At 65.1% G+C, this 14,785-nt stretch carries 12 protein-coding genes and 1 tRNA gene; 6 read left to right on the top strand and 7 right to left on the bottom strand.

Features of this window, described 5'->3' with window-relative positions:
* Positions 1 to 34: 34 nt before the first annotated feature.
* The 3 genes from Q7U29_RS15190 to Q7U29_RS15200 are packed head-to-tail and all read left to right on the top strand — an operon-like array spanning position 35 to position 3,253.
* On the top strand, positions 35 to 883 hold the full coding sequence (locus Q7U29_RS15190; protein ID WP_304742787.1) for an enoyl-CoA hydratase: 849 nt from the start codon (positions 35 to 37) through the stop codon (positions 881 to 883).
* A gap of 5 nt (positions 884 to 888) precedes the next feature.
* The gene (locus tag Q7U29_RS15195; protein ID WP_304742789.1) at positions 889 to 2,040 is read left to right on the top strand and encodes an acyl-CoA dehydrogenase family protein; all 1,152 of its coding nucleotides are present in this window, start codon (positions 889 to 891) and stop codon (positions 2,038 to 2,040) included.
* A gap of 16 nt (positions 2,041 to 2,056) precedes the next feature.
* Positions 2,057 to 3,253 carry an acyl-CoA dehydrogenase family protein gene (locus Q7U29_RS15200; RefSeq protein WP_304742791.1) on the top strand — a complete coding sequence of 399 codons (1,197 nt, stop codon included), beginning with the start codon at positions 2,057 to 2,059 and terminating at the stop codon, positions 3,251 to 3,253.
* A 188-nt stretch (positions 3,254 to 3,441) separates the two neighbouring features.
* Here Q7U29_RS15200 and Q7U29_RS15205 read toward each other — a convergent pair whose 3' ends face one another.
* The 4 genes from Q7U29_RS15205 to Q7U29_RS15220 all read right to left on the bottom strand — a co-directional run bounded on the left by Q7U29_RS15205 (position 3,442) and on the right by Q7U29_RS15220 (position 8,327).
* Complete coding sequence (locus tag Q7U29_RS15205) at positions 3,442 to 5,766, bottom strand: xanthine dehydrogenase family protein molybdopterin-binding subunit (RefSeq protein ID WP_304742793.1); 2,325 nt, start codon at positions 5,764 to 5,766, stop codon at positions 3,442 to 3,444.
* A gap of 90 nt (positions 5,767 to 5,856) precedes the next feature.
* Positions 5,857 to 6,963 (bottom strand): S1C family serine protease, encoded by a 1,107-nt coding sequence (locus tag Q7U29_RS15210; protein ID WP_304742795.1) that lies wholly within the window; start codon positions 6,961 to 6,963, stop codon positions 5,857 to 5,859.
* Between the two features lie 124 nt (positions 6,964 to 7,087).
* Positions 7,088 to 7,975, bottom strand: a complete 888-nt coding sequence (locus Q7U29_RS15215; RefSeq protein ID WP_304742797.1) for a dihydrodipicolinate synthase family protein — start codon at positions 7,973 to 7,975, stop codon at positions 7,088 to 7,090.
* A 91-nt stretch (positions 7,976 to 8,066) separates the two neighbouring features.
* Positions 8,067 to 8,327 (bottom strand): hypothetical protein, encoded by a 261-nt coding sequence (locus Q7U29_RS15220; RefSeq protein WP_304742799.1) that lies wholly within the window; start codon positions 8,325 to 8,327, stop codon positions 8,067 to 8,069.
* Between the two features lie 292 nt (positions 8,328 to 8,619).
* On the opposite strand from Q7U29_RS15220, the gene Q7U29_RS15225 reads away from it, so the two are divergent.
* Together Q7U29_RS15225 and Q7U29_RS15230 are read left to right on the top strand one after the other, a co-directional pair.
* Positions 8,620 to 8,742 carry a hypothetical protein gene (locus Q7U29_RS15225; RefSeq protein ID WP_304742801.1) on the top strand — a complete coding sequence of 41 codons (123 nt, stop codon included), beginning with the start codon at positions 8,620 to 8,622 and terminating at the stop codon, positions 8,740 to 8,742.
* A gap of 11 nt (positions 8,743 to 8,753) precedes the next feature.
* Positions 8,754 to 10,229 (top strand): GH1 family beta-glucosidase, encoded by a 1,476-nt coding sequence (locus tag Q7U29_RS15230; RefSeq protein WP_304742803.1) that lies wholly within the window; start codon positions 8,754 to 8,756, stop codon positions 10,227 to 10,229.
* On the opposite strand, the gene Q7U29_RS15235 is transcribed toward Q7U29_RS15230, so the two are convergent.
* Positions 10,185 to 12,557, bottom strand: a complete 2,373-nt coding sequence (locus tag Q7U29_RS15235; RefSeq protein ID WP_304742805.1) for a molybdopterin guanine dinucleotide-containing S/N-oxide reductase — start codon at positions 12,555 to 12,557, stop codon at positions 10,185 to 10,187. The two genes, Q7U29_RS15230 and Q7U29_RS15235, sit on opposite strands and share 45 nt — an antisense overlap.
* A 104-nt stretch (positions 12,558 to 12,661) precedes the next feature.
* On the bottom strand, positions 12,662 to 13,627 hold the full coding sequence (locus tag Q7U29_RS15240) for a VOC family protein (protein ID WP_304742807.1): 966 nt from the start codon (positions 13,625 to 13,627) through the stop codon (positions 12,662 to 12,664).
* 286 nt (positions 13,628 to 13,913) lie between these two features.
* On the opposite strand from Q7U29_RS15240, the gene Q7U29_RS15245 reads away from it, so the two are divergent.
* Positions 13,914 to 14,552 carry a hydrolase gene (locus tag Q7U29_RS15245; protein WP_304742809.1) on the top strand — a complete coding sequence of 213 codons (639 nt, stop codon included), beginning with the start codon at positions 13,914 to 13,916 and terminating at the stop codon, positions 14,550 to 14,552.
* 40 nt (positions 14,553 to 14,592) lie between these two features.
* Here the strand turns inward: Q7U29_RS15245 and Q7U29_RS15250 are convergent.
* Positions 14,593 to 14,688, bottom strand: a tRNA-Glu gene (locus tag Q7U29_RS15250).
* Positions 14,689 to 14,785: the final 97 nt, after the last annotated feature.

Genomic DNA, 14,785 nt, shown 5'->3' on the forward strand with positions numbered 1-14,785 from the left:
TGGCCGGATAATAATAAAAGGGATCGGGAAGGCCATGGAGTACGAGACGATCATCGTGGAACGGCCGGAACCGCGGATCGCGCGGATCGTGATGAACCGGCCCGAGGCGCGCAACGCCCAGAACCTGCAGATGACCTACGATCTCAACGCCGCGTTCGACGCCGCGGTACAGGACGATGCGGTCAAGGTCATCATCCTGGCGGGCAGCGGGCCGCATTTCTCGGCCGGGCACGATCTGCGGCCCGGGGCCAAAAACGCCGCCGGGGTGGATTTTCCGCCGGTCGGAAATTGGGGCGGGTTTGCCGAACCCAACGCCCATGGCCGCTTCGCCCGCGAACAGGAAATATATCTCCAGATCACCCGGCGCTGGCGCAATCTGGCAAAACCGACGATCGCGGAAGTCCATGGCAAGTGCATCGCCGGCGGGCTGATGCTGGCCTGGGCCTGTGACCTGATCGTCGCCAGCCAGGACGCCGAGTTCTGCGATCCCGTGGTGACCATGGGCGTCTGCGGCGTCGAATGGTTCGTGCATCCCTGGGAACTCGGCCCGCGCAAGGCCAAGGAATTGCTGTTCACCGCCGACGTCTGGAGCGCCGACGAAGCGCACCGGCTCGGCATGGTCAATCATGTGGTGCCGCGGCCGGAGCTGTCCTCCTTCGTGATGAAGCTGGCCGAGCGGATCGCCGCCAAACCGTCGTTCGCACTTAAAATGACAAAGGAGGCGGTCAACCGCTCGGTCGATGTCATGGGCCAGCCCGCGGCGATCGATCAGGCCTTCGCGCTGCATCAGCTCTGTCACGCGCATAATCTGCAGGAATTCGGCATGGTGGTGGACCCGGCGGGACTGCATCCCTCGGTCAAAAAAACGGCGGCGGTGAAGTAAATCAGATGGACCTCAACCTCAGCGACGAACAGCGCCTGCTGCGCGAAAGTGTCGACCGCTTTATCGCGGAAACCTATGATGCCGATCACCGCCGCCGCAGCGCGGGCGATCCGCTGGGCTTCAGCCCGGCGATCTGGAAACAATTCGCCGATCTCGGCTGGCTGGCGCTGCCGATTGCGGAGGAATATGGCGGCTTGGGTGCGGGCGCGGTCGAGACCGGCATCGTGATGGAGGCCTTTGGGCGCGGGCTGGTTTCCGAGCCCTATCTGTCGACGGTGGTGATCGGCGCCGGCCTGATCGCCGAATGCGGCAGCGAGGCGCAGAAGCAGGCGATGCTGCCAAAGGTCGCCGACGGATCGCTGCGCCTTTCCTTCGCGCATTCGGAGCGAGCCGCGCGCTTCGATCTCGCAAAAGTCGAGACCGCGGCGATGAAGGTGGCCGACGGCTGGCGGCTCGACGGGCACAAGATCGCCGTGATCGATGGCCATGCGGCGGGGCAGATCATCGTTTCGGCCCGCGTTGCCAGCGACGACGGCACTGCCGGAAAACTGTCCCTGTTCCTTGTTCCCGCCGGCACGCCCGGCCTCACCTTGCGCGATTACGCGCGGCTCGGCGGCGGCCGGGCCTGCAACCTCGATCTCGCCAATGTGAGCCTTGCCGCCGACGCCCTGCTCGGCGACGGCAGCGATGCGCTGCCGCAGATCGAGGCCGTGGTCGATCGCGCGCTGGCAGCACTCGGCGCCGAGGCGGTCGGCATCATGCAGATCATGTTCGACATGACGCTGGAATACACCAAAGTGCGCCAGCAGTTCGGCCGGCCGCTGTCCGCCAACCAGGTCATTCGTCACCGCCTCGCCGACATGGCGATGCATTGCGACGAGGCGCGGTCGATCGCGCTGCGTGCTGCCGTGATGGCCGATGCCGAACCCGTCGCGCGCGGGCGTGCCGCGTCGGGCGCCAAGGCCAAAATCGGCAAATCCGCGCGCTTCGTCGCCGAACAGTCGGTGCAGCTGCACGGCGCCATGGGCGTCACCGAAGAGCTCGACATCGGCTCCTACTTCAAGCGGCTGCTCGCCTTCGACACGCTGTTCGGCGGCAGCGCCCATCATTACCGCCGTCACGCCGCGTTGGGCGGACGAACACCCCCTCACGCCTGAGCATCGGAGCGCCAGCATGGACCTCACCTTCAGCGCGGAAGAACGCATCTTCGAGCAGGAAGTCCGCGACTTCATTGCGCAGAATCTCACGCCGGAAATGAAGCGCGCCACCGCGTTGACGCCATCGGTATTTTCCGATCCCGATATCGGCATGGCCTGGCAGCGCGCGCTGCACAGGAAGGGCTGGGGCGCGCCGGGCTGGCCGGTGGACGCTGGCGGACCCGACTGGACGCCGGCGCAGCGCTGGATTTTCGAGGCCGAATGCGCCCGCGCCGGCACGCCCAACGTCAACGTGATGGGCGTCAAGATGGTCGGCCCCGTCATCATCGGGTTCGGCTCGCCGGAGCAGAAGAATTTTTATCTGCCGCGAATCCTCTCGGGCGAGGATTACTGGTGCCAGGGCTATTCCGAGCCGGGCTCCGGCTCCGATCTCGCCTCGCTGAAGACCCGCGCGGTGCGCGACGGCGACGACTACGTGATCAACGGCACCAAGATCTGGACCACCCATGCGCATCACGCCAACCGCATGTTCGCGCTGGTGCGCACCAATGACACCGAGCGCAAGCAGGACGGCATCAGTTTCATCCTGATCGACATGAAGAGCCCCGGCATCACGACGCGGCCGATCCTGACCATCGGCGGCGACCACGAGGTCAACCAGGTGTTCTTCGACGACGTTCGCGTCCCCGTCGTCAACCGCGTCGGCGAGGAAGGCAAGGGCTGGACCTATGGCAAGTACCTGCTCGAGTTCGAACGCGGCGCCGGCATCGCCTCGGCCAAATTGCGCGACGCGCTGAAGACCGTTTCGGACCTCGCGGAGTCCGACGCCACCGGCCGCGCCATCGACGATTCCGATATCGCGGTTCGGATGTCCGAGATCGAGGTCGACATCGACACGCTCGAGATGACCGAGCTGCGGGTGCTGTCGGCGCTGCAGACCGGGCAGAACCCGGGCGCGGTGTCGTCGCTGCTGAAGCTCAGAGTCAGCGAAATCCGCCAGGCGGTGACGCGGCTGGGCGTCGAGGTGATCGGCAATGACGGCCTCTACGTCGAGCCGATGCGTCCGCTGTACCGGCTGAACGAGGCGCCGGGAATCCCGGAAGAAATGCTGCCGATAGTCCCGGAATATCTCAACGGCCGCGCCTACACGATCTTCGGCGGCTCCTCGGAGATCCAGCGCGATATCGTCGCGAAGATGGTGCTGGGGCTGTAGTTCTCGCTTACCCTCCCCTGGAGGGGGAGGGTCGGCTCGCATCGAAGATGCGAGACGGGGTGGGGTGAAGGTCCCACCACTCGCGCACCGCCCGAAACGAAAGACTGTCACCCCACCCCGCCGCGCTTCGGACGATGCTGCGCATCGCCGAGGCGCGTCGACCCTCCCCCTTCAGGGGAGGGTGAAGATCACACCCCCGCTTTCGCGTCCCGGATCGCCTGCCAGACCTTCATCGGCGTCAGCGGCGTGGCGAGGTTCTTGATGCCGAGTTCGCTGAGCGCGTCGATGACGCCGTTGACGAGGCAGGGGGTGCCGCCGATCGTGCCGGATTCGCCGCAGCCCTTGGCGCCGAGCGGGTTGGTCTTGCAGGGTGCTGAGTCGTCGAGCGCGACCGCGATCGGCGGGATGTCGTCGGCGCGCGGCAGGCAATAGTCCTGGTAGCTCGCGGTCAGCAACTGGCCTTCGGGGTCGTAGCTGACGCCCTCGTACAGCGCCTGGCCGATGCCCTGGGCGACGCCGCCGTGAATCTGGCCGGTTACCAGCATCGGATTGACGGCCACGCCGACGTCGTCGACCGTGGTGTAGCGCACGATTTTCGTCACGCCGGTCTCGGGATCGATCTCGACTTCGCAGATATGGGTGCCGTTCGGCCAGCTCGGGCCGTCGACCTCGCCCTCGCTGTCGACGCTGAGCCGCGCGCCGCTTTCCTTCTTCGCGATCTCGAACAGGCCGATCCGCTTGTCGGTGCCGACCACGGTCAGCATGCCCTCGCGGTATTCGATGTCCTCGACGGAAGCCTCCAGAATATTCGAGGCCTTCTCGCGAGCCTTCGCGATCATGTCGGCGGCGGATACCGCCAGCGCAGTGCCGCCGACGAACAGCGAGCGCGAGCCGACGCTGCCGAAGCCGGTGGCGAGATCCGTATCGCCTTGCACGATGTCGATCTTGTCCATGGAGATGCCGAGCGCGTTCGACGCCATCTGCGTGAAGGTGGTCTGCAGGCCCTGCCCCATCGCCATGGTGCCGGAATGCAGGATGATGCGGCCTTCCGCGGTGGCGTGCAGGCTGACCTTTTCGGTGTGGGCGCGGCCGCCGGTCCATTCGATATAGCTGGTGAGGCCGCGGCCGTAGAGCAGGCCCTTCTTCTTCGCCGCCTTTTTGCGCGCGGCAAAACCGTCCCAGTCGGCAAGCTTCGAGGCGCGCTCCAGCATGTGGGCGAACGCGCCGGAATCATAGACCTGTCCGACCGGGTTGGTGTAGGGCAGTTGCGCCGGCTTGATGTAGTTGACCTTGCGGATGGCGCGCGGGTCCATCCCGATCTGCCTTGCTGCGGCATCCATCAGCCGCTCGACGATGAAGACGCCTTCGGGGCGGCCCGCGCCACGATAGGCGCCGACCGGTGCGGTGTGGGTCATCACGGACTTGACCTCATAATGCACCAGCGGCAGGTCGTAGACGCCAGACTGCACGAACGGCCCGAGCACCAGCGGGATGATATTGCCGGCGCCGGAGCTATAGGCGCCGGTGCCGCCGACCGAGCGCACCCGATAGGCCAGCACGCGGCCCCTGGCGTCGAGCGCGAACTCGCCGGTCGAGGTGAGATCGCGGCCATGGGTGCCGCCGACGAATTCATCGGTGCGGTCGCCGCGCCAGCGCACCTTGCGGTTCAGCTTGGTCGCGGCATAGGCGACGATGCCGTCTTCCGGATAGAGGCTGGTCTTCTGGCCAAAACCACCGCCGATATCGCCGACCAGCACGCGGATGCTCTCCTTCGGCCGCTTCAAGACCGCATCCGCCAGGAGGTCGCGGGTCGAACCCGGCGTCTGCGACTGCACATGCAGGATCAGTCGTCCGGTTTTCTTCTCGATCTCGGCAATGGTCGAGCGCGGCTCCATCGCGGACGGAACGAGGCGCTGGCTGACCAGCTCGAGCGAAACCTTATGCGCAGCGCTGGCGAACGCGGCTTCCACCTTGGCGGCGTCGCCATAGCTCATGGCGGCGACGATGTTGTCCGGCGCCTCGGCCCACACCACCGGCGCGCCGGGCTTTGTCGCTTCAACCGGATCGACCACCGACGGCAACACTTCATAGTCGATCGCGATCGCCTCCGCCGCGGTCTGCGCCGCCACCCGCGATGTTGCCACCACGGCGGCCACGGCCTCGCCGGCATAGCGCACGATTTCATGGGCCAGCAGCCGGCGCGGCGGCACCGTCATCGGCTTGCCGTCCGGCCGCATGAACACCGCCAGCGTCGGGATGGTGCCGATGTCGTCGGCGACGAGGTCGGCGCCGGTGTAGACCGCCTCGACGCCGGGCATCGCGGCGGCCGTCTTGCTGTCGATCGAGGTAATTTTGGCATGGGCGTGCGGCGAGCGCAGCACGTGCAACCACAGCGCGCCGTCTTCCGGCTTGTCGTCGATGAACTGCCCCTTCCCGGTGAGCAGTCGCTGGTCTTCAAGACGCTTGACGGGCTTGCCCGCACCGAAACGCAGATTGCCGGGAAGAATGTTCATCAGTTGGTCCTTCGAGTCTCTTGTTCGCAGGCGGGTTTTAACGGATTTTGCGATGGAAACAACTGACCGAACCAGCCTCACATTTGAGCACTATGACGGTCGGCCGATGTCCACGACGTCGACGTCAAGACTGCGCGACTGCGAGCCCCGTTTCACGGTCAATTTCACCGATCGGCCGGCGCCGATCTGCTCGATCTCGTCGGTGAGGTCCGAAAGCCGCCGAACGGCCTTGCCGTTGACCTCGGTGATGACATCCCCGAGCGCCCCGGTGGGGAAGTCGACACCACGGATCCCCGCGCGTTCCGCCGGACCTGCGGGCACCGTGCGAACGACGATCAATCCTTCGATCCCGAGCCGGGTCGCAAGCGCCTCGTTCGCCGCCACGATACCGATCCCCGGGGTGGGCACGCGGCCGGTTCGAATGAGTTCGGGCACGACGCGGTTGACGATATCGACCGGTACCGCGAAGCCGATTCCGGCGCTGGTTCCCGACGGTGAAATGATCGCGGTGGTGACGCCGATCAGCCGACCCGCGGAGTCCAGCAGCGGCCCACCCGAGTTGCCGGGATTGATCGCGGCATCGGTCTGGATGACGTTGGCGATTTCGCGGCCGCTGCTGGTCGGCAGCCGCCGCTTCAGCGCGCTGATGATGCCGCTGGTCATCGATTGATCAAGCCCGAACGGATTGCCGATCGCAAAGGCGGCTTGCCCGACTTTCAGGTCGGCCGAACTTCCGAGCGCAAAGGGCGGCGGCGGCTGCCGCGCATTCCGGATCCGCAGCACGGCAAGGTCATAATTCGGCGCAACGCCGATCACCTCGGCCTCGGCCACTTCACCCGAGGCAAAGCGAAGCGCGACGGTCTTTGCACCCTGGACGACGTGGTCGTTGGTGACGACATGGCCCTGGTGATCCCAGATGAAGCCGGTGCGGGATGACGATGGGCCTCCGCCTGGCGACGATGGCATTTCGTCCTCGGAAATCAGGTCGGCGCCGGACCGTGCCGCGACCTGCACCACCGACGGGGATACCCGCTCGAAGATTTCAATCGCTCCCCTTTCGGCCTCTGAAAACGCGCCGCGCTGTTCGACTGCTCGCGCCACCGAGGTTGTCGACGGGGTGAGCCAGAATTTCCCGCCGATGAGCGCCAGTACCAGCGCCGCGACGGCTGCCAGAGCCAGAGTGGTGCGACGGTCCATCCTTTCACCTCGTTAGCAAATTCAGCCCATTGCGGGGTAATATGCTGGCTGCCGGACCCAGCCGCGCCAGGTGCAAGAACGTCTCAACGGGCCAGAAGTTTCTGGCAGTCCCGGCGGCAAACGGTCAGGAAACCGCGCCCGCCACCTCCCGCAACACCGCCTCGACGGCCTTGCGCTCCTCCGCCGTCAGCGCGGCCTGCGGCGGCACGGGGTCGCCGACCTCGTAGCCCTGGATCGCCAGCCCGGCCTTGATGCAGGCGGCGAGGTTGTAGCGCGCGAAGGCCTCGTTGATGCGCCACAGCCGGCGCTGCAGCTTCAGCGCATCGTCCCAGCGCGCGGCCTTGCAGAGGTTGTAGAGTTCGACGCTTTGCTCGGGGATGATGCAGGCCGGCCCCGCCATCCAGCCGACCCCGCCGATCAGCATCACCGCGGCCGGGATATGCGCCGACGCCGAGAATACCTTTATGTTGTCGCCGCAGCGATTCATGATCGACAGCAGCCGCCCGGTATTGGTCGAGGCGTCCTTGATGTAGCCGATGCGGGGATGCGCCGCGAGCCGCGCGATGACGTCGAGCGTGAGATCCGAGCGCTGGAATTGCGGATTGGTGTAGATCACCACGGGAATGTCGACCGCGTCCGCGATGGCGCGAAAATAGGATTCGACCTGGCGATCGCTGAGCGGAAAATACGCTTCCAGGATCGCCAGAATGCCGTCGGCGCCGAGCTTCTGGCAGGCTTTGGCCTGGGCCACCGCATCCGCCGTCGAGGTCGAAGCGACGCCGGCGACCACAGGCACGCGGCCTCTTGCCACCTCGATCGTGGTCTGCACCACGGCCTGACGCTGCGCGTTGTCGAGATAGGCAAACTCGCCGGTCGAGCCGAGCGGCGTCAGTCCGTGCACGCCGGACTTGATGAGATCGTCGCAAAGACGGCCGAGCACATCGGTGCGGATCTGGCCTGCGGGATCGATCGGGGAGACGAGATAGGGGAAGACGCCGTGGAAATCGGTCATGGACCGACTTTAGAGCCCGCGCAGCGTCCGGGTCAAATGTCTGCAGAAACGCTGACGGCCCGGAGCTTCCTCCGGGCCGTTGCCGAAACCATCAGCGCCAACCGCGGTGGCGGCTGACATACACCGGCGTGCCGTAGCTGTAGTAGGCCGGTCCGCCGTAGTAATGGCCATGGCCATAACCATAACCATAGCCGTGATTGTTGACGACGGTGTCCGCCACAATGGCGACGGTGGCCACTGCCGCCAATGCGGCCAGGCCGGCACCCACGCGTCCGCCACGTGCTTCCGCCGGCGCGGTCGCGACCGCAGCGAGGGCGGCAACCGTGGCAATGGTCAAAGCAAACTTTTTCATCCGAAATCCCCTTTTTCAATCATGCCCCACAGACGGGTGTGGTTGGCAAATCCGTGATTTTGTGTCCGCCTGAACGAGACCCTAGGCCGGACCGGCGGCGACTTATGTGCGCGGCGTCACACGCGCTTCGGCGGAGCGCCAATCGCGGGCCAAATGTGCGACATCGGCGTTCTTTCCCGGCAGGGGGTCAGGGATAGAATAGCCAATGGTTGTCCATCGCCATGTGTGAGCCGGAGGACGACGACATGAACCCGAGAATTGTGGCCGTGATCGGAATTTTCTCCGCGCTTACATGATCGTCAATCTGGCAATGGGCTCGAAGAATTTTCAGGGCGTCGGTTTCGTCGACGCTGAAGCTCCTGTTACGGTCGAATTCGAGATCGACCGTATTTCGGCCTGGCAAATCGATCCCTGACGGAGAAGCCGATGTTCTCAGGATTTTCGCGTCGGCATTTTGCCAAGCTCACGGGGCTTTCCGCCTTTTTTGGGCTGGCGGCGACGCCCGCGAAGCCCGCGGATGGTGACGCCAGGCCGGCAGCCGAGCGGCACGCGCCGTTCCCCTTTCCGAACGATTTCGTCTGGGGCACCGCCACATCGTCCTATCAGATCGAGGGCGCCGTCAACGAGGACGGCCGCGGCCGTTCGATCTGGGACACGTTTGCCCATACGCCGGGCAAGATCGAGGACGGCAGCAACGCCGACCGCGCCAACGATCACTATCACCGCTACAAGGAAGACGTCGGCCTGATCCGGGATCTCGGCGTCAAGGCCTATCGGTTTTCGATCGCGTGGCCGCGGGTGTTTCCGGAGGGAAGCGGCGCTGCGAATCCCAAGGGGCTCGATTTCTACAACCGACTGGTCGATGAGCTCCTGAACAACGGCATCGAGCCCTACGCGACGCTGTATCACTGGGATTTGCCGCAGGCGCTGCAGGACCGTGTCGGCGGCTGGCAATCCAGCGACACCTCGAAGGCGTTCGGCGACTACGCGGGTTACGTGGCCGAGCGCCTGAGCGATCGCGTGAAGAACATCTTCACCCTCAACGAGGCCGGACGATTTCTGAATTTCGGTTACGGCTGGGGCATCGATGCGCCGGGCCTGAAACTGCCGCTGGGCGAACTCAACCAGGCCCGTCATCACGTGGTGCTGGCACACGGCCTCGCCGTGCAGGCGATCCGCGCCAAGGCGCGCGCCGGCACCAAAGTCGGCCCGGCGGAAAACATCGCGGCCTGCGTGCCGGCGTTCGACACCCCTGAACATGTCCGCGCCGCCGAGATGGCGACGCGCGAATTGAACGCGGGCTTTCTCGGCGTGATCCTGGAGGGCAAATATACCGACGGCTTCCTTGAATTTAACGGCAAGGACGCCCCCAAATTCACCGCCGAGGAATTGAAGATCATCGGCGCCAAAAACGACTTCGTCGGCCTCAATATCTACGCGCCGCAATTCTACATCGCCGCCTCCGACAGGAAGCCCGGCTGGTCCGTGCTGCCCATCCCCGCCTCGTTCCCGCACATGAACTCGGAATGGCTGAAAGTCGGCCCCGAGGTGATCTACTGGGCGCCGCGGCTGGCCGCCAAGGTCTGGGACATCGACACCATCTACATCAGCGAGAACGGCACCTCCTCGGAGGACAAGCTTGGCCCCGACGGAAAGGTCTACGACCTCGACCGCATCATGTACCTGCGCAACTACCTCTCCCAGCTGCAGCGCGCGACCTCGGAAGGCGTGCCGGTAAAGGGCTATTTCCTGTGGAGCCTGATGGACAATTTCGAATGGATCTTTGGATTTGAAAAGCGGTTCGGCGTGTACCGGGTGGACTTCGAAACACAGGCGCGGGTGGCAAAACTCAGCGCCTCATTCTTTCGCGACGTGGTGGCGCGGAACGGGATCGGGGTGTGAAACCACCGGCGGATCATAGGCCTGGATCGGCGGCAGGTTGCCGTCGAAGCGTTCGGCCTCGACGGTCGTCAACTGCCCGGTGCAGCCCTGCGCCAAAGCGGATGTGCCGATGTCGCGCGTGAGAACATTCGGATTGCCGTGCACGCAGAGCGGGGCTTCTTCGCTTGGGTCGGCGGGGTCGTACCACGCGCCGGTCGGCAACTGGACTACCCCGCGCCTGATGTCGTCGGTGACGCGGACGCCGGCCAGGCAGGCGCCGCGCTCGTTGAACAGACGGATGATGTCGCCGTCGGCAATGCCGCGCGCGGCGGCGTCGGCCGGATGCATGCGGGCGACCTCGCGGCCGCGATGCTTCGAGCCCGCGCTGTGCGCACCGAAGTCGAGCTGGCTGTGCAACCGCGTCGCGGGCTGGTTGGAGACCAGGATCAGCGGCGTCGATGGCGCCGGCTGCACCGGCGCGAGCCAGGTCGGATGACCGGGACAGGACGGCTCATCGAAGCCCGCGATGGTTTTTGAGAAGATCTCGACCTTGCCGCTGGGAGTCGGCAGCTTCGCCGCTTCAGGATCGTCGCGGAAACGCCTGATCTGTCCGCCATCGTCGTCCTGTTGCGGCATGATCAGGCCGTCGCTCGCCCAGAATGTTTCGAAATCGGGCGCCGGCAAATCCATCCCCGCCAGACCCTTCCTTGTCGGCTCATACAGGTGCTCCAGCCACTGGCGGACCGTGCGGCCCTCGGTGAAGGCTTCGCGGGCGCCGAGACGTTCGGCCAGGTCGGAGAAGATTTCGTAATCGTCGCGCGCCTCGCCATAGGGCGGCGCGATTCGCGGCATCGGCACCAGCAACGGATCGTTGGAACTGCCGCCGATATCCTCGCGCTCCAGCGTCATGGTCGCGGGCAAGACGAAATCGGCGTGGCGCGCCGTCGCGGTCCAGCCCAGTTCATGCACCACCAGCGTATCGACTTGCGCAAAAGCGCGCCGCAGCCGGTTGAGATCCTGGTGATGATGGAACGGGTTGCCGCCGGCCCAGTAGACCAGGCGGATGTCGGGATAGGTCAGGGTCCTGCCGTTGTAGCGATAGGAGCCTCCGGGATCGAGCAGCATGTCGGCGATGCGGGCTACGGGGATGAATTCGGCGACGGCGTTGCGGCCCTGCGGCAGCGTCGGCAGCGGCACCGCGTTGTTGCGGCGTCCGTAATAGGCGATCGCGCCGAGCGCGTAGGCGTAGCCACCGCCCGGCAGGCCGATCTGCCCGAGCGCCGCGGCGAGCACCGCCCCCATCCAGACCGGCTGCTCGCCATGCTCGGCGCGTTGCAGCGAGTGCGAGACCACGATCAAGGCGCGGCGGCCGTGCAGGTTGCGGGCGAGCGCCACGATGGTGTCGGCGGCCACGCCTGATATGGCGGCCGCCCATGCCGCGTCCTTGGGCTGGCCGTCGGTCTCGCCCAGCAGATAGCTTGCGAATACCGGCCAGCCGACGGTATAGCGGTCGAGGAAATCGCGATCGTGCCGTCCTTCGACCACCAACGTGTGCACCAGCGCGAGCATCAGCGCGGTGTCGGTGCCGGGGATGTTGGCGATCCACTGCGAGCGCGCCTCCTCGGGCAGATCGCCACGCAGCGGGCTGACATGAACGAACTTGCAGCCGTTCGCACGGGCACGCGCCATGGCGCCGCGCTCGACATGCTGGCTGACGCTGCCGCCGGCCACCATGCTGTTCTTCAGCGCCATGCCGCCGAAGGCGACCACGATCTCGCTATGCGCGACGATCTGCTCCCAGGTCACGTTGCGCTTCGTCATCTGCTCGTAGTCGCCGATGATGTGAGGTATCAGGACCGAGGAAGCGCCGGAGCTGTAGGTGTTGACCGACCTGACATAGCCTCCCATCGCCATGTTGAGAAAGCGGTGGACCTGGCTTTGCGCATGGTGAAAGCGTCCCGCGCTCGACCAGCCATAGGATCCGCCGAACACCGAGCCTGCGCCATGATTCTCCCGCACACGGGCCAGCTCGGCGCCGAGCAGATCGAGTGCCGCGTCCCAGGACAGCGGAACGAACTCGTTGCGTCCGCGGCGTTCGTCAGGTCCACGTTTGCCTTCGAGCCATCCACGGCGCACCATCGGCTGCGCCACCCGCGCGCGATGGCGCAAGGCGCCGGGAAAATTCTCGATGATGCGGTTCGGATCGGGATCGTCGGGATGCGGGCGAACCCGCAATTCGTCGCCCTGCCAGCGCGCCGAAAAAGCGCCCCAGTGCGAAGTGTGCGGCCGGAAAGGCGCGTTGGATGCCGGAGCGGAATCGGAAGAGGTTTTTTCGACTATTTCGGTCATTCGGAATCCCGCTCATCGCTGATCCGACACTACACCAGCATTCCCTGGGCTGCCATGCGCATGGACCGGTGAGGCTGCGCCGAAGCGCAGGTTCCGGAGGGCCGTCAGACCTTGACGAGGCGCACCCGCGTGCCCCAGGGGTCGACGGCCTCGAGCCCGTTCGCAATGGCTGCCACCGTGACGCCGGCCTGACGCAGGCGCTCTTCCCGTGCGGCGAACAACTCCGCTTGCTCGATCTCCAGTGAAAACCAGGCCAGGCCGGTGGCCGCATCGTCGCGGCGGCCGGCGCCCGCGCTTTGCCAGACGTTGAGACCGAGATGATGATGATAGCGGCCGGAGGACAGGAAGGCGGCACCGTTGCGCTGGCGCGTCGGATCGAAGCCGAGGGCGCCGCGGTAAAAACCGTCGGCCTGCGCCAGATCGCCGACGCGCAGATGGATGTGCCCGATGCGCAAGCCCTCCGGCGCGCGCGCGTAATCGCTGACGCGCGTATCGGTGAGCGCGACGAGACCGTCGATATCGAGCTGGTCGGTCCCCATCGTCACCGTGCCGTCGCTCCATTGCCAGAGCGAGGGATCGCGATCGGCATAGACCTCGATGCCGTTGCCCTCGGGATCGTCGAGATAGACGGATTCGCTGACGCGGTGATCGGCAAAGCCCGACAGCGGCACGCGATGGAGCGCCGCATGCACCAGCCAGCGCGCCAGATCCTTGCGCGACGGCATCAGGAAGGCGGTATGATAGAGCCCGGCGGCCTTGCGGGATTCGTCGGCAGCTTGCGGACGCGCCTCGAGCACCAGCAGTCTTACGCCGTCCGAACCGAGTACCGCCCCGGCAACGGTCCGCTCCATCACCGTCAGACCCAGCACATCACGATAGAAATCCGCGACGGCATCCAGCTTGCGGACTCGCATCGTCACCGTGCCGATCCGCATCGGCGTGCGGTTGGCGAAGGTCGGTCTTCCGCTGCCAGCATTTCCCTCGGCGCGCGCCGCTCCTGCGGCAGCCGCAGCGAACGAGGAGGCGCCGGCGAGGTGCAGCAAAGTGCGTCGGGTCAGGTCGAGATTCATCGTGGGTCCGTTGCCTGGGTCCAGATCGGCTGACGGTGTATCACGTTTTCGATCGGCCGCGGCCCGCCGTTGCGCGGGCTTGGACCACACCTGTAAATTTTTCGTGTGAGGTAAATCGGGTCGCGGGCGCCGGTCACCGAAGCCTTCTCGACGTGGATGAGAACCGTCAGCTGCATTCGGGTGGTCTGGAGAGGATGAAGATGGAAGCCGCCATGAGGTTGCGTCTGATATTGGTTTGGATCATCAATGACGGCAGTTTCATTTCGACTTGAAGGAGAAGAAAAGCGTGGCAAAGATCCAGCCCGAGCCCGTCCGCGATCCCAAGGCCGATCATCTTCTAACGCCGCAAAACTGCGTTTTGGTCCTGATCGACTTCCAGCCTGAGCAATATTCGACCGTGACCTCTTCCTCCCGTGAGGAGATCACCCTCAATGTGGTCGCGCTGTGCAAACTCGCTCAGGCCTACAGCATCCCCGTGGTGCTCTCGACGGTCGCAGTGGACATGGGCGTGAACGAAGGCACGATTTCGGCGATACGCGAGGCTCTGCCGGGAGTGGAAGAAATCGACCGCACGGGCGTCAATGCCTGGGAGGACGAGGACTTCCGCAAGGCCGTCCAAGGCACCGCGCGGCGCAAGGTAGTCATCGCCGCGCTTTGGACCGAGGTCTGCCTGGCCTTTCCGACCCTCGACATGCTGGCCGAGGGCTACGAGGTCTATCCGGTTGCCGACGCTGTGGGCGGCATCTCGCCGACCGCACACGAGCGCGCGTTTGACCGAATGATTCAGGCGGGGGCAAAACCCATCACCGCGATCTCCTTCGGCTGCGAAATCATGCGCAACTGGGCGCGTGGAGATTCCGACAAGCTGCGACACGTGATGCAATGGTATTTCCCCCAGCATCGCCGTCAGCACAAATCAACCTGAGGGGACGCGGAGGTTGTGCTGCTGCGGGTTTATGCAAAGCTGGCGCTCCCTAGGGGAATTGAACCCCTGTTTCAGCCTTGAGAGGGCCGCGTCCTAATATGACCCTCGTCGAGGCTACCATTTTCTACCAAACCAATCTGTTTTCGGCGGTCTGAGCAGTCTTTTTGCGTGGTGCGGAGACGAAAGCGTACCCTTCCCTACCATACCAACCTACCATACCAAAACCGGCACGG

The sequence above is a fragment of the Bradyrhizobium sp. genome (assembly GCF_030654605.1).
GTDB lineage: Bacteria > Pseudomonadota > Alphaproteobacteria > Rhizobiales > Xanthobacteraceae > Bradyrhizobium.